Origin of the sequence: Bacillus sp. LM 4-2 (assembly GCF_000978495.1) — a bacterium.
GTDB lineage: Bacteria > Bacillota > Bacilli > Bacillales > Bacillaceae > Bacillus > Bacillus subtilis.
The window spans coordinates 3032501-3051436 of record NZ_CP011101.1 but is presented as its reverse complement, the minus strand read 5'-3'; the positions used below and the strand labels follow the sequence as shown (position 1 = coordinate 3051436).

The window sequence follows — 18936 nt, the reverse complement described above, 5'->3', positions numbered from 1 at the left end:
TCAAAATCATGACTCTATGGGAATTGTTTGTAGCCGCCATTTTAGGAATCGTAGAAGGATTAACAGAGTACGCGCCGGTTTCTTCGACAGGACATATGATTATAGTAGACGACATCTGGCTTAAATCAAGTAATCTGATGTCAGAAGAAGCTGCTAACTCATTCAAGGTGGTTATTCAGCTAGGCTCCATTTTAGCAGTAGCTATCGTGTTTAAAGACCGAATTTTAAACTTACTCGGCTTGAAAAAAAATATCACAAGCGACCAGGAGCAGGGACATAAATTAAGCATTGCCCAAATTGCCGTCGGACTCGTGCCTGCAGCTGTTCTCGGCTTTTTGTTTGAAGATTACATTGATGAATATTTATTTTCCGTTAAAACTGTGGCCATCGGTTTAATTGCCGGGGCAATCCTCATGCTTTTTGCTGACTGGGTCAATAAGCGGAAAACAGCGACAGACACACTTGACCGCATTTCCTATAAACAGGCGATAGCCGTCGGCTTATTCCAATGTCTTGCCCTTTGGCCGGGTTTCTCGCGTTCGGGTTCAACCATTTCCGGCGGTGTTATTCTCGGATTAAACCACCGAGCTGCAGCCGACTTTACGTTTATTATGGCGATGCCGATCATGATGGGAGCCAGCTTTCTAAGCCTCGTGAAGCATTGGGACAGCTTAAGCTCGGATCTGATGCCATTTTTCATCGTCGGCTTTATCTGTGCCTTTGTTGTCGCACTGTTTGTCGTCCGTTTCTTCTTAAGGCTGATTAACAAAATCAAACTTGTCCCATTTGCAATCTATCGAATTATTCTCGGTGTGATTTTACTTTTGATCATGATGTAAGTCGAAAATAAGGCTCTTTTACGAGCCTTATTTTTTCTGTCAATTCAAGAGGAAACAGCTTGTTTTTCAAAATAAAATCATCTATAATAAACATGACATTACATACGGGGCCATAGCTCAGCTGGGAGAGCGCTACGCTGGCAGCGTAGAGGTCAGGGGTTCGAGCCCCCTTGGCTCCATACCTTTAAACCCTTATTCTATAAGGGTTTTTTTGTTTTGAGGAAAAGGTTTCACTCTCTGAATCCTCCAGTTGAGCGAAGTCAAAGTGAGCAGTTTATCTGTCAATCATGAATTTTCCAATACCTCCTTTTGTTCCTCAAAGACTGTCATGTCTTCCAAAGGAGGGGAGTAGACATGAAGAGATACCATTCGTTCGGATGTGGGATTAGACATTTTGTGAATTAAACCTTTGGTTGAAATAAGGCATTCTCCTTCGTGGACAAAGTATGAATTGGAGAGTTCTGCGTGTTCGCCGGCTGAGCGATAAATAGAATTAAGAAGCTTTCCTTCTAACACCATTGCACAACCAATGGATTGACCATGATCATGTACAGTTGTCTCCTTGTTTGGCGGAATGTTAATCACGATAATTTCCAATTCATTATTTCGATAGATGGCATTTCGGCCGTAAGCGTACTGGTCTGGTTCCTTAATATACGGTTGACTTAATTTTGCTGCGTTTGGAATTTGTTTTAAAGACGTTGCTAAATCTTTAACCGATGGATTTTTCAAGCCGCTAAAAATGTCTTGGATACACTCATACAGTTCCATTCGTTTTTGCCTCCCGGAATATTTAGAATTTCCTTACATTGGTATTTCATAGGTTAATTCATGGTATTTACCCATATACAATTTAGAGGCGGCAAACGCCCAGTGAACAAAAAAAATGTGGGGGCAAAATGTTGTCTTATCACCAACTTATTCGAGTTTATTAGTTGGAATAGTGGATTGAAAGGATTAAAACGGCCTGCTTTAATTCGCTTGAGGGAACGAGCAGGGATTCATAAGTGCAGTTCTAGACACAATATCGGGGAAAAGCTTTCAAGCTTTCTATGTTGTGCTTGAAATTTACTCCATTGACAAAACACAATCGATTTGAAATAATATTTGATTATATGCTCATTCATTCACATAATTATAATAAAATAATATCATTTCCCCTGAAAGGGAGAATATTAGAATGAAAGCTAATGGTATGCAAAATCTATTAGCTTCTTTTGTTTTCAAAAAATGATGTGTTTCACATGTATTCATATAGGAAGGGATGACAACATGAAGACAAAACACTATTGGGTGATTTCTTTGCTCGCCGTCTTAGCGGTCGGGCCGGGATTGATGTCTAACACGGCATTGTCATCAGTTCAAGGCCTTGTTCAGAAAGCGGTTGGAACAAGTGTCTTCACATCAGTAAATCCGATATTGATCGGCAATATGGCCTTTGCCTTGTTAGTTCCGGCAGGACCGTTGCTGAGGAAAAAATTCGGTGCTCGTCCCGTCTATCTGGCTTCATTACCTGTTTTTATACTAGGTTCACTGCTCATCGCATGTTCAAGCGATGTTGCATGGATGGCGGCAGGGCGCTTTTTACAGGGGGAGGCAACAGGCGTCATGCTGATGATTATGATTCCAATGCTTGTACTGTCATTCCCGATTGAACGCAGGAACTATGCACTGCTTGTGCTGATCGGGGGATTCTATGGTTCTGTTATCATCGGCACAATCCTTGGAACCATTGCAACAAGCTGGGGGCATTGGAGATGGCTGTTTTTCATCTTTGGCACCTTGTCCCTGATCGGTGTCGCGGTGAGCTATTTCTTTCTTCATGACGAGCATCACGGGGCGTCGGATCAAGAACAGCCGCTTGATCATGCGGGAATTCTTTTATCTGTTTTCCTTGCCGCAGCCTCAGCGGTTTCATTCATTTTTCTGCAAAAATGGGGGCTGTTATCGGGTTATGTATGGATTGGTTTCGGGGTGACGTTATGTTTGCTCATTGGTCTATTGATTGTGGAATATAAAGTGAAAAACCCATTCATATCTATTAAACTGATGCTGCTGCCAAAACCGGTGCTTGGCTTATTGATCATAGCTGCAGGGACGATAACGGTAGCTGTCAGCCTGTCTGCTTTTCAAGGCTTGCTCCGTCAAATGTATGATATTTCTCAGGAGCATCTCATTTTTTTAAACTTGACTCTTTTAATTGGAGTGGCGATCGCGGCCATTTTAAGCGCTCTGTTATACGATAAAGTCGGACCAGGGATGCTCGGTATTATCGGCGGACTCATTCTCGTCTTTGTGAATTTTCAATGGCTGCATATGCAGGATCGATCATCTCTTTATATGTTCGCGGCACTGTTTATCATGCTTGCAGCGGGAACAGGCCTGACAGTCGCCGCAGGGCTGATGGGAGCTGCCATGGGAGGCCCGCTGCCTGATTTGGTCAAGAGAATGACAGCTGTTCAGTTTTTAAGATTGTTTGTCTATATGGGAGTTCCTATTCTCATCGGCTTTTTCACGAAAAAAGATGCTGCCAGACAAAGCGGTTCGGTACAGGATTCTATGATGACTGCTTATCATGATCTCTTCTTCATTTCTTTTATCCTTAGCGTGCTGCTCGTCTGCCTGTCATTTTGTATGAATGCCACTGGAATGGGGCACAAGCTGGCACATAAACCACATGATAAAGCGAAAACAGCTCCGGAAAAACCGGCCGTTTCAGCAGAAGGTTTGTCGAAGGCAACTGTCAAATCATATAAAGTAATAAATGATACGGAATATCGGAATGCACTCAGAAATTTACAAAAATAGAAACATGGTAAAAACCTTTTCATTGAGCGAAAAGGTTTTTGTTTTGCAATCTTTTCCCAACTTTATCCCTAAAGAATTGAAAAATATTAGAAGTGCAAGTAAAATTCTAAAAGGTAGATTCTTTTACATTCGTAATCTTTTAATTCGAAGGAAGGTTTTCATGGCCCGTAAAAAACTTAAAAAACGTAAACTCTTGATTTCACTATTTTTCATTGTATCGATTCCGCTAGCTCTGTTTGTTTTAGCGACAACTTTATCAAAACCGATTGAAACATCCAAAGAAACTGAAGAAATCGATGAACAGCAAGTATTTATAGACAGTCTGTCCGGACATGCCCAAATTTTGTATGAAAAATACCATGTTCTCCCCAGCATTACAATTGCTCAGGCCATTCTCGAATCGGACTGGGGGAACAGTGAACTGGCTGCTAAGGCCAACAACCTTTTTGGCGTAAAAGGGAATTATAAAGGCCATCATGTCACGATGGAAACGGACGAAGTTGAAAAAGGGAAAAGAAAAACCATTCGCGCGAAGTTTCGAAAATACAGCACGTTTTTTGAATCTATGGATGATCACGCCCAATTGTTCGTCCGTGGCACATCGTGGAATAAAAAGAAGTATAAACCGGTGCTTGAGGCAGGGAATTATAAGGAAGCGGCAACCGCCCTGCAAACATCAGGATATGCTACAGACCCTGACTACGCTGACAAAATCAGTGCTATTGTGGAAAAATACGATTTAGATGAGTACGATGAGGTAAATCCATCCCTCAAATCTGTGGATTTAAACGCCTCTATTAAAGACAGTGCCGTTCAAGACGTATGGTCCAAGCCTTCTACTGATGATCGGTCCATAAGGCTTACCTCTGCCCAATCTTACGTCGGCAAAGACATAAAGGTTGTGTCTAAAAAACAGAAAGGCCAGTCTGTATGGTACCAATTCCAAATCAATGATAAACTTATTGGCTGGATTGATGATTCAGCTGTTGAAATAAAGGAGGCAACCTAAGCCCTTTTTACTGGTATTTTTAATTCTTTGTTCCAATCCGGGGAATTTGAGGTATAATATTCCACGGAAGTTATCACTTTTTAACTATGCTTTCGGGAGGGAACAAAGGTGCAGAAATATAGACGCAGAAACACGGTTGCCTTTACAGTATTAGCTTATTTTACTTTTTTTGCGGGAGTATTTTTGTTTAGTATCGGACTCTATAATGCTGATAATCTGGAACTCAATGAAAAAGGTTATTACATCGCTGTTATGATACTTGTAGCAGTTGGTGCGATTCTTACACAAAAAGTGACCCGTGATAATGCGGAGGATAACGAAATCATCGCGGAACAGGAAAAAAGACAAAATCAATCTCATATCGAATCATAAAAAAATCCGGCGACTGCACGCCGGATTTTTTGATATCACCCTGTAAACACTTCGCCATCAGGGTAACGGATATTTGATTGCTCTGTTTTTGCGAATGAAAACACGAACGTTAAAGGACCAATTCTTCCGATAAACATGATGACAATAATGATACACTTGCCAGCTGTTGTCAGTTCAGGAGTAAGCCCCATCGTAAGGCCGACAGTTCCGAATGCGGAAAAGGTTTCAAACACAATTTGAAGAAATGGCGCTTTTTCTGTGATCGTCAGGGCGAAAATCCCTAAAAACACGATGAACAAACTGGTGACGCTCACAGCTAAAGCTTTAATGATAATCGGATATTTGATGGAACGGCGGAAAATAACCGTTTCTTTTTTACCTCTCAAGTAAGCAATAACAGATGTTAAAATCACGATGAACGTAGTCAGCTTAATGCCGCTCGCCGTTGATGCGCTTCCTGCTCCGATAAACATCAATAATAAAGTAAATACAATTGTTCCTTCTCTCATGCTTCCAAAATCTAGAGAATTGAAGCCTGCGGTTCTCGGCGTCACTGCCTGAAAATAGGACGCCCACAGTTTATCCACTATATGCAGGTGGCCGAGCGTGCCGGGGTTGCTGTATTCTAAAATAAAGACCGTAAGCATAGCAATCGCATTCAACATCAGCGTTCCTGTAAGCATGAGCTTTGTATGTAAAGAAAAAGCTTTAAAACGCCGATTTTTCATCACATCAAACAGAACCGTAAATCCGATCCCTCCTGTAATAAATAAGAAAGTAATCACGAGGTTTACTGTAGGATCGCCAACGTAGCTCATCAAATTATCAGGCCACAGCGAAAACCCGGCATTGTTAAAAGCAGAAATTGCGTGAAACAAACTTGCAAACAAGCCGGATGACCAGCCGTACTGAGGTACAAGCCGGATGGATAAAATGAGTGCTGCTATCAATTCAATACTGATCGAAAACAGAAACAGGACTTTGACAAGGCCAATGACACCGCCGATTGTCGGCTGGTTTAAGGCTTCCTGGACGAGCATTCGTTCTTTTAAGCCGATTTTTTTTCCTAATATCATGACGATCAAGACCGCAAATGTCATAAATCCAAGCCCGCCAATCTGAATCAGCCCCATAATAACTGTTTGCCCGAATACCGTAAATTGAGTACCGGTATCGACAACAGCAAGCCCTGTAACAGTTGTAGCGGAAGCCGCAGTAAAAAGGGCATCTATCCATGACAATGGCTTCGTAGTGGAAATCGGAAGCATTAATAGGACAGCCCCGATGATAATGGTAAGGAAAAAACCAATGGCAAGCACTTGAGGCGGTGTAAACCGAACCCATTTGATCACTTTATCCCTTTGAAGTGTCACCTTTGTCTACATCCCTTCGTTTTCAAAACGTTTAATATCCTTTTTGTGGCCCATGATCACCAGGCAATCTTGCTCGTGAATGATGTCTTCAGGCGCGGGGGAAAGACAGATATCTCCATGATGTTTAATGGCCAGGATCGTGCAGCCGTACTTTGCTCTTACATTCAGGTCAATAATCGATTTTGAATCAAGCTTGCGCGTAGCCAGCAGCTCGACAATACTGTATTCATCAGATAGATCAATGTAATTCAAAACATTTTCGTCTGAAAGGCTTTGTGCGATTTTAACCCCCATATCTTTTTCAGGATGAATAATGCGGTCAGCGCCGATTTTTTCAAGCACCTTGTGATGATAATAGTTTTGAGCCTTTACCCAAATATTTGGAATATCAAGCTCCTTTAATAATAGGGTGGTCAGCGTACTCGCTTGAATATTTGCTCCGATGGCAACAATCACATATTCAAAATTGCGTATTCCTAATGAAAGCAATTCGTTTTCTTCGGTGGCGTTGGCAATTACCGCATGAGTGGCGTAAGAAGCATATGCATTGACCTTTTCTTCGTTGATATCAACCGCAAGGACCTCATGCCCCATTCTATGAAGTTCTTTACAAATGCTGCCGCCAAACCGGCCCAGCCCGATCACGGCAAATTGCTTATTTTTAATTCTTCCCAATGTTCATATCTCCCTTAGTGAATTAACGTTTTTGAAGCAAAAAAGACCATTGCAAAGAATGGTCGATAATAGACCTCCTCTCTGTATACGCCTACGAGGTTAGCTGTCGGATTAGGGATTCAGAGTACCCCCTCTTACTTAGTAAGATTCACCCCAAGGCTGTTAAAAAAACAGCCAATCGTTGGTTCCCCCGTTCGTGTTTGATTAAGCGGTAAAAGAGACTGTATGAAATTGAACACTCAAGAATTTACTCCTGTTTCTAGTGTTTGTCAATTTAAATTTTAAACCAGAAAAAAGATAACGGGAATTAGAGAAAAAGGGGAGGGTAAAACGCAAAAAAGACCGGCGTTAACCGGTCTTTTACATTAGTTGCAACCGCAAGGCTGAGTCGGAGGAGTGCTGCGCTTAGCCACGTCAATGCTGGCTTCTGCGTAAAATTTATTTCCAATGCTTAATGATTTATTCTCTGCACGGAAAGTATATGTACCTGCGGCAGGAAGTGTTTTGTTATTCAGTTTTAATTTAAATTCGCCAGCTCCTAACAAATCAAGTGCCAAAGGAACTCTTACTGTTTTCCCGTTATTGAGGATCTGTGTTGTACGCAAGGCATTTCCGTTCAATGTATCTTTCGTGTTTGCAGTAAATCCGCTTGGCAATGTAAACTCCATAACGCCAAGGCTGAGAAGCGTGTTTGGACGGTAAGTCAATTCGATATCTGAGAAAGACCATTCCGTTTTGCTGGCGCCAGTGATTGTTGCGAACAATGAAGCTGTAGACTGTGTTCTCATAGTAGATTCAGTATGAGCTTTAGTTGATGTAGATTCAGCCGCGAAAGAAGCTGTAGGTGCAGAAACGAGTAATCCGAGACTTAATGCACTAATTGCCAAAGAAGATAATAATTTGCGTTTCATAACAAAATTCCCCCTAAAAAATGATAAATTAAACAGGCCTGCCCGCTTTTCACCTCCTCTGAAGGCCAAATACAAATTTTACCTACATAAAATTACCATCAAATATTTTGGAAGTAAATGGGGTGTTTTTCCCGTATTTTTCAAATTTGTAGTAGTTACATCAAAAAAACGCCTGGTTTCCCAGGCGTTTTCTGCTTTACTTTGTTTCGACCGGTATAAATTTAAAAATTTCTCCGGTCTGCACCGATTCAGCAAGCCGTTTCAGCCAGTCATAGTAAGCTTTAGAGCTTTCCAGCTGATCATATAACTGCAGTGCTTCATTTTTGATATCCTCATCGAGATCTTCCTTGCATAAAACCTTTTGTAAATCAGCTTGAGCTTCCTCGATCGCTGTTACATTCACTTGAACCTCCCGCTCCCATTTAGGTGGAAAGAAATTTGTGAAAAATTTAAAGAAATCCTTCTCAGCCACAAATGTATGCTTGCGGATGCCCCGGTGAAATGTTTTTTTCACTACATTTAAGTCTTGAAGCTTTTTGACGCCAGTGCTCATGCTTGGTTTGCTCATTTGCAACTCCTCACGCATTTCGTCAAGCGTCATCTCATCCCTCATATACATCGTCCCATATAAAATCCCGACACTGCGGGTAATTCCGTAAAGATCCATCGTTTCAGCAATGGAGTCAATAACAAGATCCCGAGCCTGTTCTATAGCTGCAAATTCTGGATTTTCATCCATACTGACCCTCTTTTCCTTTAGAAAATTAAATTCGTTAAGTTATTTCTTTATGTTCTTTATCTTAACGAAACATGAGGAAAAGTCAAAAAGAAAAATCAAAATGGGACTTTGACAGTTTAAAAACCATATGTTAGATTAAGGTTGTTAAAAACATTAAATTTTTATTTAACAAACTTTATTTACGTCAAGGAGGCTTATATGAGTCAAACATTATTCATTGACGGAGAATGGATCAGTGCCGAAAAAGAACAGATCCGCAGTATTATCAACCCATTTAATCAAGAAGAAATTGCAACTGTAAGCGAGGGAGGGCGAGAGGACGCCATCAAAGCAATCGCAGCCGCACGCAGAGCATTTGACAAAGGAGAATGGTCATCGCTATCCGGGCTTGAACGCGGAAAAATTGTTCTGAAAATTGCGGAATTAATCAGACGCGATCTTGAGGAGCTGGCTGAGCTTGAATCTCTTGATACAGGAAAAACACTCGAAGAAAGCAAGGCCGATATGGACGATATCGCCAATGTTTTTCAATATTACGCCGGCTTGGCAGACAAAGATGGCGGAGAGATCATTTCATCTCCGATTCCTGATTCAGAAAGCAAAATTATTAGGGAGCCAATCGGGGTTTGCGGCCAGATCACTCCATGGAATTATCCGCTCCTTCAAGCGAGCTGGAAAATCGCCCCTGCACTGGCCGCAGGAAACACAATCGTCATGAAGCCGAGTGAGATTACGCCGCTGACGACAATCAAAGTCTTTAAGCTGATGGAAGAAGCCGGTGTTCCAAAAGGTGTCGCAAATCTTGTTCTTGGACCGGGAGCCACAGTGGGCGACGAGCTTGCCGTAAACAAAGACGTCGATTTGATTTCATTTACGGGCGGAATTGAAACAGGCAAAAAAATCATGCGGGCGGCAAGCGGAAACGTCAAAAAAATCGCCCTTGAACTTGGCGGGAAAAACCCAAATATTGTTTTCAAGGACGCGGATTTAGAAGTTGCGGTTGATCAGGCCTTAAACGCTGTATTTTTCCACGCCGGCCAAGTATGCTCTGCAGGTTCCCGCTTGCTTGTTGAGGATGCCATTCATGATCAATTTTTGGCGGAGCTGGTCAAACGGGCAAAACGCATAAAACTCGGAAACGGTTTTCATGCTGAGACAGAAAGCGGTCCGCTTATTTCGGCGGAGCACAGGGCAAAGGTAGAAAAATATGTAGAGATCGGAATAGAGGAAGGCGCGAAGCTGGAGACAGGAGGCAAACGCCCGGAAGATCCTGAGCTTCAAAACGGCTTTTTCTATGAACCTACTATTTTCTCAAACTGTAATTCTGACATGAGAATCGTTCAGGAAGAGGTTTTCGGTCCTGTATTGACAGTCGAAACCTTCAGCTCTGAAGAAGAGGTAATCGAGCTTGCGAATGATACCATCTATGGCTTGGCTGGAGCGGTATGGTCAAAAGACATTGAAAAGTGCGAACGGGTAGCAGCCCGCTTGAGAATGGGAACCGTTTGGATCAACGATTTTCATCCGTACTTTGCACAAGCGCCATGGGGCGGATATAAGCAATCCGGGTTCGGACGCGAGCTTGGAAAAATAGGCCTTGAAGAATACACAGAAGTCAAACATGTATACCGCAATACAAAACCGGCAGCGGTTAACTGGTTTAATTCATAAGAGGGGGAGATTGATGATGACATTAAATATGAAGGTAGAAAGCATGCAGAAATTCCACACATTTGAAATTCCGACTGTGATTAAGCATGGAATCGGAGCCATCAAGCATACGGGTGAGGAAGTAGCTGCACTGGGCGTTTCAAAAGCGCTCCTTGTCACAGACCCAGGGATTTATAAAGCCGGTGTTGCTGATCCTGTAATCGAATCACTTAAAGAAGCAGGCATTGAAGTGGTGCTCTTTAATAAAGTTGAGCCAAACCCGCCTGTCCGTCTGGTGAATGAAGGATCTGAGCTTTACAAAAAAGAGAACTGTAATGGTTTGGTGGCAGTCGGAGGCGGAAGCTCCATGGATACAGCAAAAGCAATCGGAGTAGAAGCGACTCACGAAGGAAGCGTGCTTGATTATGAAGCGGCAGATGGGAAAAAACCGCTGGAAAACCGCATTCCTCCGCTGACGACAATTCCCACTACAGCTGGAACAGGATCAGAAGTAACCCAATGGGCGGTTATCACAGATGAAGAAAGAGAATTCAAATTCAACACGGGCGGTCCGCTGATTGCAGCGCACTTGACCATCATTGATCCTGAGCTTCATGTTTCAATGCCTCCGCATGTAACAGCTATGACGGGAATTGATGCGCTCGCCCATGCCATTGAGTGCTATACAATGAAATTTGCACAGCCAATCACGGATGCGGTTGCCCTAATGGCGATTGAGTATGCCGCTCATTACATTAAGAGGGCATTTGCTGACGGAGAGGATCTGGAAGCAAGGTACGGAATGGCGCAGGCAGCGATGCTTGCCGGTCTTTCTTACGGAAGTGAATCAGCGGGCGCGGCTCATGCGATGAGCCAAACGCTTGGCGGTATTATCCCAGTCGCTCACGGACAATGTGTAGCGGCGATGATGGGCCCTGTCATGGAATACAACTGGAAGGGCTATCCTGAGAAGTTTGCGCGTATTGCGAAAGCGTTCGGTATTGATACAAGCAAGATGACAACAGAAGAAGCTGCGAAAGCATCTGTCAATTGGATGTATGATCTGGTCGAAGATTTAGAAGTGCCGACTTTAGAAGAGCAGGGAGTATCACCTGATATGATCGAACGCTTGTCTAAAGAAGCAATGAAAGATCCGCAAACCTTCGGAAACCCTAGAGATTTAAATGAAAAAGCATACAACTGGATCTACAAGCGCTGCTTTAACCTTACGCCTAAAACGGTATAATCAAAATCCCGCTCCTTTACAGAGCGGGATTTTTTGGGATAATGAAGCATAGGTGGAAATTTTAGATAAGAAAGAAGGTGCCAGCTGATGTGGAAGCGGATGACTGCAAAAGCGGAAGGCTTATATATCGCAGATACAGAAAGCTTCGTAACAAAGCAAATGGACAAGCTTGATTTTGATTATGGCGGCATCCCCGGCGACTTGCATTTTGGCCTGACCAAAAAAGCGGGAGCCAGAGAACCAATGTTTTCAAGAGGGACTGAAATTTTCAACCGCAGACAAATTTCAATTGTTTCAATAGAGGAATGCAACGAAATCGCTTTAAAAATGGGAGTGCCGAGAATTTTGCCGGAATGGCTCGGGGCGAATGTGGCAGTCAGCGGTATGCCAGATCTTACTTCATTAAAAGAAGGAAGCCGGATTATTTTTCCGAGCGGAGCGGCTCTGCTGTGTGAGGGCGAAAATGATCCTTGTATCCAGCCGGGAGAAGTCATTCAGTCTTATTATCCGGACCAACCGAAGCTGGCGTCGGCTTTCGTCCGCCACGCACTGGGCATTAGAGGGATTGTCTGTATTGTGGAAAGACCTGGTGCTGTTTACACAGGTGATGAAATAGAAGTTCATTCCTATCAGCGAAAAGTCAAACGAAAAGCAGAAAGGGTCTGATTAAATCAGGCCCTTTCTATCTTTTCTTTAATTTCTTTCATTTGGCTGAGGTGCCGTTTTTCATGATGGCCGATAAAATCGATCCACTGTCTGACAGTCAGCTCTTGAAACACAGGATGCGGAAGCACTCTTTCAAAATCTTCTTCTTTCAGAGAGGCAATCGCAGCAGTCAGCTGCTCTCTTACCACATCAAGCTCACGTTTCATTTGGCTGCCTGAAATAAAATCATGCGCAGGCTCAAGATGACTCGGGGCTTTCCGTTTATTATTTCTGTCCTGTGCTACCTCAAGCGGTTTTTCTTCAATTTCTTTAATCGGAGCGTCCTTTACACGTTCCTTCAACATTTTTTGTGCGGTCATATCGATTTTTTTCAAATGGTCAAGAACTTCCCGTATGCTCCATTCTTCAGCAGAAGGCTTTTGATTCAGCTTTTCGTCAGAAAGTCCTTTCAATTCGTTCCACGTTTCTAATCTGGCTTCATTAAAGATACTCATCATATCTCCTCCTAAAATGACATTACCATATATATAAGCAATTATCATTTATAAAGCACTTCAAATGGGTTATTTGTCTTAAAATTTTGAAACTTTTCCCGAGGTGTCTCGTATAAATGGTAACGGCAGCCGTTCATCAATGCATTGATGAAGAAAGGATGAGGAAATTGGAGTTATTTGGAGTACCTATACAAACAATGTATCTTTATACGCTTATTATTGCGGGCAGCCTTACGCTGTTATTCCTGTTTTTCGGAGATGTATTTTCAGGGCTGTCAGAAGGCATTCCGTTTCTTAATCCGACATTAGTGCTCTCATTTTTTACATGTTTTTCAGCGGGCGGATATATAGGTGAACTTGTATTGCCTCTGTCAAGCTTGCTGATTGCGCTTTTATCTTGCATCCTTTCGATCATGCTGGTGGTATTGCTTCACATCTTTGTACTGGTGCCATTATCATCTGCAGAAGAATCATTGGCATATAGAGAAGATGATCTCAGAGGAAGACTCGGTAAAGTGATTACAGCTGTGCCGGTTGACGGGTTTGGTGAAGTGGTCATAGAAGGGATAGGCGGGACCATTTCAAAGTCAGCGGTCAGTTTTGATAATCAGCAGATCAGTTACGGGACAACGGTGTTAGTCGTAGATATTAACAACGGAGTTCTTTCGGTTACTCCGCATGAACCCATTTAACATAAAAGGAGGAATTTGATATGACAATGCCGATTATAATGATCATCGGAGTTGTATTCTTTTTATTAATTGCACTAATAGCTGTGTTTATTACGAAGTATCGTACAGCAGGGCCTGATGAAGCGTTAATTGTAACAGGGAGCTATCTGGGCAATAAAAATGTTCATGTCGATGAAGGCGGCAACCGTATTAAAATCGTCCGCGGCGGAGGAACCTTTGTCCTTCCCGTCTTCCAGCAGGCAGAGCCGCTAAGCTTATTATCAAGCAAACTCGATGTTTCGACACCTGAAGTCTATACAGAACAAGGAGTGCCAGTAATGGCCGATGGAACTGCGATTATTAAAATCGGCGGTTCTATAGGAGAAATCGCTACAGCGGCCGAACAATTTTTAGGGAAATCAAAAGACGACCGTGAGCAGGAAGCGCGGGAGGTTTTAGAAGGCCACCTTCGTTCCATTCTCGGCTCAATGACAGTTGAAGAAATCTATAAAAACAGGGAGAAATTTTCTCAAGAGGTGCAGCGTGTCGCTTCACAGGACCTCGCGAAAATGGGGCTTGTGATTGTTTCCTTTACCATTAAAGATGTGCGTGATAAAAACGGTTATCTTGAATCATTAGGGAAACCGAGAATTGCCCAAGTAAAACGCGATGCTGATATCGCGACAGCAGAGGCTGATAAAGAAACCCGAATTAAGCGGGCAGAAGCCGATAAAGACGCAAAAAAATCAGAACTTGAACGGGCGACGGAAATCGCTGAAGCTGAAAAAATCAATCAGCTCAAAATGGCTGAATTCCGCAGAGAACAAGATACGGCAAAAGCGAATGCCGACCAGGCATATGATTTAGAGACTGCCAGAGCGCGCCAGCAAGTCACAGAGCAGGAAATGCAGGTTAAAATTATCGAACGCCAAAAACAAATAGAACTAGAAGAAAAAGAAATTCTTCGCCGTGAACGTCAATACGACTCAGAGGTAAAGAAAAAAGCCGATGCAGACCGTTATTCTGTTGAGCAGTCCGCAGCAGCTGAGAAAGCCAAACAGCTCGCGGAAGCCGATGCCAAGAAGTACAGTATTGAAGCAATGGCAAAGGCTGAGGCGGAAAAAGTAAGAATTGACGGGCTAGCAAAAGCAGAAGCGGAAAAAGCGAAAGGAGAGACAGAAGCAGAGGTTATCCGCCTGAAAGGTCTTGCAGAAGCGGAAGCAAAAGAGAAAATTGCGGCCGCCTTTGAACAGTACGGGCAGGCGGCGATTTTCGATATGATTGTCAAAATGCTTCCGGAATACGCGAAACAAGCAGCGGCACCTCTTTCAAATATTGATAAAATCACCGTTGTCGATACAGGAGGAAGCGGTGAATCAAGCGGAGCAAACAAAGTAACCAGCTATGCGACGAACTTAATGTCAAGTCTGCAAGAAAGTTTAAAAGCATCCTCGGGAATCGATGTAAAAGAAATGCTTGAGAACTTTTCAGGAAAAGGAAACGTAAAACAAAGCATCAATGAATTAACAAATGAAATCAAAGAAGCCAAAACGGTCCAAAAATCAGAGTAAGGAAAGGACAGAACCGTATGGTAACTGTACGTGAAGCGAAGTTAGAGGATATAAAGGGTATTGCAAAAGTGCATGTAGACAGCTGGAGGACAACATACCACGAAATTATCCCGATTGATTATTTAAACAGCCTGAACTATAAGGAATTTGAAGACAAATGGAAAAGTCGCTCGTTAAAAGGAGTATTTGTTGCTCAGGACGAAATGGATTCAGTATTCGGCTTTGCTTCATTTGGACCTATTCGCTCTGAACAAGAAGGCTATGACGGCGAGTTATACGCTATTTATCTTCTGGAAGAGCGCCAGCGGCAAGGTGCAGGCAGGGCGCTCTTAGCAAAAGGAGCGGAGTTTTTGCTTCAACATGGTTTTTCAAGTATGTTTGTTTGGGTTATTGAGCAGAATCCCTCGATTATATTTTATCAGGCCTATTCACCTGAAAGAGTAGCGGAGGACAACTTTGAAATTGCCGGAGTAAGGCTGAAAGAAGTAGGTCTTGGCTGGCCGGATCTTTCAGCTTTAAAAACGCTTCTTAACAGATAACGAAAAATCCCCCAGCGGAATTCGCTGGGGGATTTTTACTTTTACGCTTTGTCACTTTTAAGCAAACGGGGTGCTGTCATAAATAATAAACATAGGACAATTGCACAAATAATGAATGAAGGTACCATGTAAGTCGCATTATAAGTTAAAGAATAAATCCATACCGGTGTTCCTTTTGGAGCAAAGCTGCCGAAAAACACAGCTCCTGAAATGACATGCGCGGCATAGCGCAGCAAACTGCCGATAAAAACTGCGCTTACCACTGAAACAATCAATTTCCCTTTTGTTTTTGATACAGCGGCTTTACGGACTGAAGAAGCGAAACAGCCGCTTATGCCGATTGCTGCGAAAGCGACAATGTAATCTAACAATAGCTGTACAGGATGTTGAGCAAACAAGTTTCCGATTGCTATTTGTACTAGACCTGTCAACAAACCTGTAGTAAGACCTGCTTTGACACCCCAGCGAAACGAAATTAAAAAGATCGGAATCATCATGATGGAGACCGAGCCTCCTTGAGGCATGCTAAGAAACATTCCTGAGACAATGTCTAAAATAACGGCTGCCGCTGTCATAATGGCAATTTCAACAAGGCGAACCAGTTGCTTAGATTGATTCATATCTATCTCCTTCCATTGACAGACAACCAAAAGGACAACAAAAAAGCAGCACGCGGAAGGATGAGAAAAGTTCCACGCACTGCTTTACGATCTGCAATTCATTTGACTTTGCCACATCCCTACGCCAGCGTTAACTAACAGGTTCAAAGGGTCAGAACGAAACCGCTCACTCTCAGCTTTAATGCTCCCCTTGTGGTCATCAGTATTTAGTTCGTTTCTACTATACAAGAAAACGAAAAAAACAACAAGATCACATGACTGATGTATATGTTCTTTTAAGAAACTTATATGATACACACGCTTTAGAAATCATGGCGAGGATTATAGTTTATTTGTTTTATAGATTTTTTTAAAAAAACTATTGCAATAAATAAATACAGGTGTTATATTATTAAACGTCGCTGATGCACAGCGGACACAAACTAGATGCTTCAAAACAACTTGGAAAAAGTTGTTGACAAAAAAGAAGCTGAATGTTATATTAGTAAAGCTGCTTCATTGAGAAGTAACGAAATGATCTTTGAAAACTAAACAAGACAAAACGTACCTGTTAATTCAGTTTTTAAAAATCGCACAGCGATGTGCGTAGTCAGTCAAACTACTTTATCGGAGAGTTTGATCCTGGCTCAGGACGAACGCTGGCGGCGTGCCTAATACATGCAAGTCGAGCGGACAGATGGGAGCTTGCTCCCTGATGTTAGCGGCGGACGGGTGAGTAACACGTGGGTAACCTGCCTGTAAGACTGGGATAACTCCGGGAAACCGGGGCTAATACCGGATGGTTGTTTGAACCGCATGGTTCAAACATAAAAGGTGGCTTCGGCTACCACTTACAGATGGACCCGCGGCGCATTAGCTAGTTGGTGAGGTAACGGCTCACCAAGGCAACGATGCGTAGCCGACCTGAGAGGGTGATCGGCCACACTGGGACTGAGACACGGCCCAGACTCCTACGGGAGGCAGCAGTAGGGAATCTTCCGCAATGGACGAAAGTCTGACGGAGCAACGCCGCGTGAGTGATGAAGGTTTTCGGATCGTAAAGCTCTGTTGTTAGGGAAGAACAAGTACCGTTCGAATAGGGCGGTACCTTGACGGTACCTAACCAGAAAGCCACGGCTAACTACGTGCCAGCAGCCGCGGTAATACGTAGGTGGCAAGCGTTGTCCGGAATTATTGGGCGTAAAGGGCTCGCAGGCGGTTTCTTAAGTCTGATGTGAAAGCCCCCGGCTCAACCGGGGAGGGTCATTGGAAACTGGGGAACTTGAGTGCAGAAGAGGAGAGTGGAATTCCACGTGTAGCGGTGAAATGCGTAGAGATGTGGAGGAACACCAGTGGCGAAGGCGACTCTCTGGTCTGTAACTGACGCTGAGGAGCGAAAGCGTGGGGAGCGAACAGGATTAGATACCCTGGTAGTCCACGCCGTAAACGATGAGTGCTAAGTGTTAGGGGGTTTCCGCCCCTTAGTGCTGCAGCTAACGCATTAAGCACTCCGCCTGGGGAGTACGGTCGCAAGACTGAAACTCAAAGGAATTGACGGGGGCCCGCACAAGCGGTGGAGCATGTGGTTTAATTCGAAGCAACGCGAAGAACCTTACCAGGTCTTGACATCCTCTGACAATCCTAGAGATAGGACGTCCCCTTCGGGGGCAGAGTGACAGGTGGTGCATGGTTGTCGTCAGCTCGTGTCGTGAGATGTTGGGTTAAGTCCCGCAACGAGCGCAACCCTTGATCTTAGTTGCCAGCATTCAGTTGGGCACTCTAAGGTGACTGCCGGTGACAAACCGGAGGAAGGTGGGGATGACGTCAAATCATCATGCCCCTTATGACCTGGGCTACACACGTGCTACAATGGACAGAACAAAGGGCAGCGAAACCGCGAGGTTAAGCCAATCCCACAAATCTGTTCTCAGTTCGGATCGCAGTCTGCAACTCGACTGCGTGAAGCTGGAATCGCTAGTAATCGCGGATCAGCATGCCGCGGTGAATACGTTCCCGGGCCTTGTACACACCGCCCGTCACACCACGAGAGTTTGTAACACCCGAAGTCGGTGAGGTAACCTTTTAGGAGCCAGCCGCCGAAGGTGGGACAGATGATTGGGGTGAAGTCGTAACAAGGTAGCCGTATCGGAAGGTGCGGCTGGATCACCTCCTTTCTAAGGATATTATACGGAATATAAGACCTTGGGTCTTATAAACAGAACGTTCCCTGTCTTGTTTAGTTTTGAAGGATCATTCCTTCGAAACGTGTTCTTTGAAAACTAGATAACAGTAGACATCACATTCAATTAGTAATACAAGATATCACATAGTGATTCTTTTTAACGGTTAAGTTAGAAAGGGCGCACGGTGGATGCCTTGGCACTAGGAGCCGATGAAGGACGGGACGAACACCGATATGCTTCGGGGAGCTGTAAGCAAGCTTTGATCCGGAGATTTCCGAATGGGGAAACCCACCACTCGTAATGGAGTGGTATCCATATCTGAATTCATAGGATATGAGAAGGCAGACCCGGGGAACTGAAACATCTAAGTACCCGGAGGAAGAGAAAGCAAATGCGATTCCCTGAGTAGCGGCGAGCGAAACGGGATTAGCCCAAACCAAGAGGCTTGCCTCTTGGGGTTGTAGGACACTCTGTACGGAGTTACAAAGGAACGAGGTAGATGAAGAGGTCTGGAAAGGCCCGCCATAGGAGGTAACAGCCCTGTAGTCAAAACTTCGTTCTCTCCTGAGTGGATCCTGAGTACGGCGGAAC

General features: G+C 43.7%; 17 protein-coding genes, 1 tRNA gene, 2 rRNA genes and 2 riboswitches (1 of these 22 running past the window's edge). Of the genes, 13 read left to right on the top strand and 7 right to left on the bottom strand.

Features of this window, described 5'->3' with window-relative positions; genetic code table 11:
* Positions 1-8 precede the first annotated feature (8 nt).
* Positions 9-839: an undecaprenyl-diphosphate phosphatase gene (locus bslm_RS15240; RefSeq protein WP_014477785.1), complete on the top strand. Its 831-nt coding sequence runs from the start codon at positions 9-11 to the stop codon at positions 837-839.
* A gap of 106 nt (positions 840-945) precedes the next feature.
* A tRNA-Ala gene (locus bslm_RS15235) sits at positions 946-1018 on the top strand.
* Between the two features lie 106 nt (positions 1019-1124).
* On the opposite strand, the gene cdoA is transcribed toward bslm_RS15235, so the two are convergent.
* Positions 1125-1610 carry a cysteine dioxygenase gene (gene cdoA, locus bslm_RS15230; RefSeq protein ID WP_021480465.1) on the bottom strand — a complete coding sequence of 162 codons (486 nt, stop codon included), beginning with the start codon at positions 1608-1610 and terminating at the stop codon, positions 1125-1127.
* A 501-nt stretch (positions 1611-2111) separates the two neighbouring features.
* On the opposite strand from cdoA, the gene bslm_RS15225 reads away from it, so the two are divergent.
* From bslm_RS15225 to bslm_RS15215, 3 genes are all read left to right on the top strand, one after another.
* Entirely contained in the window at positions 2112-3647 is a 1536-nt protein-coding gene (locus bslm_RS15225) for an MFS transporter (protein WP_038429515.1), read from the top strand.
* 160 nt (positions 3648-3807) lie between these two features.
* A complete protein-coding gene (gene lytG, locus bslm_RS15220) occupies positions 3808-4656 on the top strand; it encodes an exo-glucosaminidase LytG (protein WP_032726765.1) in 849 nt (282 codons plus the stop codon).
* Positions 4657-4764: 108 nt separating this feature from the next.
* Positions 4765-5028: a YiaA/YiaB family inner membrane protein gene (locus bslm_RS15215; protein WP_003222348.1), complete on the top strand. Its 264-nt coding sequence runs from the start codon at positions 4765-4767 to the stop codon at positions 5026-5028.
* A gap of 35 nt (positions 5029-5063) precedes the next feature.
* On the opposite strand, the gene ktrB is transcribed toward bslm_RS15215, so the two are convergent.
* From ktrB to gbsR, 4 genes are all read right to left on the bottom strand, one after another.
* The gene (gene ktrB, locus bslm_RS15210; RefSeq protein WP_038429514.1) at positions 5064-6401 is read right to left on the bottom strand and encodes a Ktr system potassium transporter KtrB; all 1338 of its coding nucleotides are present in this window, start codon (positions 6399-6401) and stop codon (positions 5064-5066) included.
* A gap of 6 nt (positions 6402-6407) precedes the next feature.
* On the bottom strand, positions 6408-7076 hold the full coding sequence (gene ktrA / locus bslm_RS15205) for a potassium uptake protein KtrA (RefSeq protein WP_003228942.1): 669 nt from the start codon (positions 7074-7076) through the stop codon (positions 6408-6410).
* A gap of 72 nt (positions 7077-7148) precedes the next feature.
* A riboswitch (cyclic di-AMP (ydaO/yuaA leader) is annotated at positions 7149-7297 on the bottom strand.
* A 144-nt stretch (positions 7298-7441) separates the two neighbouring features.
* Positions 7442-7987 (bottom strand): biofilm surface layer hydrophobin BslA, encoded by a 546-nt coding sequence (gene bslA / locus bslm_RS15200; RefSeq protein ID WP_003243556.1) that lies wholly within the window; start codon positions 7985-7987, stop codon positions 7442-7444.
* 196 nt (positions 7988-8183) lie between these two features.
* Positions 8184-8726: a transcriptional regulator GbsR gene (gene gbsR, locus bslm_RS15195; RefSeq protein WP_003244320.1), complete on the bottom strand. Its 543-nt coding sequence runs from the start codon at positions 8724-8726 to the stop codon at positions 8184-8186.
* A 198-nt stretch (positions 8727-8924) separates the two neighbouring features.
* On the opposite strand from gbsR, the gene betB reads away from it, so the two are divergent.
* The 3 genes from betB to bslm_RS15180 all read left to right on the top strand — a co-directional run bounded on the left by betB (position 8925) and on the right by bslm_RS15180 (position 12288).
* Complete coding sequence (betB, locus tag bslm_RS15190; protein ID WP_003243430.1) at positions 8925-10397, top strand: betaine-aldehyde dehydrogenase; 1473 nt, start codon at positions 8925-8927, stop codon at positions 10395-10397.
* A gap of 16 nt (positions 10398-10413) precedes the next feature.
* Complete coding sequence (gene gbsB, locus bslm_RS15185) at positions 10414-11622, top strand: choline dehydrogenase (RefSeq protein ID WP_003243227.1); 1209 nt, start codon at positions 10414-10416, stop codon at positions 11620-11622.
* Positions 11623-11709: 87 nt separating this feature from the next.
* On the top strand, positions 11710-12288 hold the full coding sequence (locus bslm_RS15180; protein ID WP_015251367.1) for an MOSC domain-containing protein: 579 nt from the start codon (positions 11710-11712) through the stop codon (positions 12286-12288).
* Positions 12289-12293: 5 nt separating this feature from the next.
* Here the strand turns inward: bslm_RS15180 and bslm_RS15175 are convergent, their stop codons facing one another.
* Entirely contained in the window at positions 12294-12782 is a 489-nt protein-coding gene (locus bslm_RS15175) for a DinB family protein (RefSeq protein ID WP_003242867.1), read from the bottom strand.
* 167 nt (positions 12783-12949) lie between these two features.
* On the opposite strand from bslm_RS15175, the gene bslm_RS15170 reads away from it, so the two are divergent.
* Genes bslm_RS15170 through bslm_RS15160 form a run of 3 tightly spaced genes read left to right on the top strand, consistent with a single transcriptional unit; the run spans position 12950 to position 15563 of the window.
* Positions 12950-13474 (top strand): NfeD family membrane protein, encoded by a 525-nt coding sequence (locus bslm_RS15170; protein ID WP_003243808.1) that lies wholly within the window; start codon positions 12950-12952, stop codon positions 13472-13474.
* Positions 13475-13494: 20 nt separating this feature from the next.
* Positions 13495-15024, top strand: coding sequence for a flotillin lipid rafts scaffold protein FloT (floT, locus tag bslm_RS15165; protein WP_014477772.1), 1530 nt, complete (start codon positions 13495-13497; stop codon positions 15022-15024).
* Positions 15025-15041: 17 nt separating this feature from the next.
* The gene (locus bslm_RS15160) at positions 15042-15563 is read left to right on the top strand and encodes a GNAT family N-acetyltransferase (protein WP_029318517.1); all 522 of its coding nucleotides are present in this window, start codon (positions 15042-15044) and stop codon (positions 15561-15563) included.
* A 41-nt stretch (positions 15564-15604) separates the two neighbouring features.
* Here bslm_RS15160 and thiT read toward each other — a convergent pair whose 3' ends face one another.
* Complete coding sequence (gene thiT / locus bslm_RS15155) at positions 15605-16183, bottom strand: energy-coupled thiamine transporter ThiT (protein WP_038429513.1); 579 nt, start codon at positions 16181-16183, stop codon at positions 15605-15607.
* 99 nt (positions 16184-16282) lie between these two features.
* A riboswitch (TPP riboswitch) is annotated at positions 16283-16384 on the bottom strand.
* Positions 16385-16786: 402 nt separating this feature from the next.
* On the opposite strand from thiT, the gene bslm_RS15150 reads away from it, so the two are divergent.
* Positions 16787-18336, top strand: a 16S ribosomal RNA gene (locus bslm_RS15150).
* A gap of 170 nt (positions 18337-18506) precedes the next feature.
* Positions 18507-18936, top strand: a 23S ribosomal RNA gene (locus tag bslm_RS15145) (it continues 2498 nt past the right edge of the window).
* The 16S and 23S rRNA genes sit together here, the layout of an rRNA operon.

Excerpts from the sequence above, each read along its gene's own strand:
- bslm_RS15240 (WP_014477785.1), top strand. The coding sequence starts at position 9 with ATGACTCTATGGGAATTGTTTGTAGCCGCCATTTTAGGAATCGTAGAA.
- cdoA (WP_021480465.1), bottom strand. The coding sequence starts at position 1,610 with ATGGAACTGTATGAGTGTATCCAAGACATTTTTAGCGGCTTGAAAAAT.
- bslm_RS15225 (WP_038429515.1), top strand. The coding sequence starts at position 2,112 with ATGAAGACAAAACACTATTGGGTGATTTCTTTGCTCGCCGTCTTAGCG.
- lytG (WP_032726765.1), top strand. The coding sequence starts at position 3,808 with ATGGCCCGTAAAAAACTTAAAAAACGTAAACTCTTGATTTCACTATTT.
- bslA (WP_003243556.1), bottom strand. The coding sequence starts at position 7,987 with ATGAAACGCAAATTATTATCTTCTTTGGCAATTAGTGCATTAAGTCTC.
- gbsR (WP_003244320.1), bottom strand. The coding sequence starts at position 8,726 with ATGGATGAAAATCCAGAATTTGCAGCTATAGAACAGGCTCGGGATCTT.
- betB (WP_003243430.1), top strand. The coding sequence starts at position 8,925 with ATGAGTCAAACATTATTCATTGACGGAGAATGGATCAGTGCCGAAAAA.
- gbsB (WP_003243227.1), top strand. The coding sequence starts at position 10,414 with ATGACATTAAATATGAAGGTAGAAAGCATGCAGAAATTCCACACATTT.
- bslm_RS15180 (WP_015251367.1), top strand. The coding sequence starts at position 11,710 with ATGTGGAAGCGGATGACTGCAAAAGCGGAAGGCTTATATATCGCAGAT.
- bslm_RS15175 (WP_003242867.1), bottom strand. The coding sequence starts at position 12,782 with ATGAGTATCTTTAATGAAGCCAGATTAGAAACGTGGAACGAATTGAAA.
- floT (WP_014477772.1), top strand. The coding sequence starts at position 13,495 with ATGACAATGCCGATTATAATGATCATCGGAGTTGTATTCTTTTTATTA.
- bslm_RS15160 (WP_029318517.1), top strand. The coding sequence starts at position 15,042 with ATGGTAACTGTACGTGAAGCGAAGTTAGAGGATATAAAGGGTATTGCA.
- thiT (WP_038429513.1), bottom strand. The coding sequence starts at position 16,183 with ATGAATCAATCTAAGCAACTGGTTCGCCTTGTTGAAATTGCCATTATG.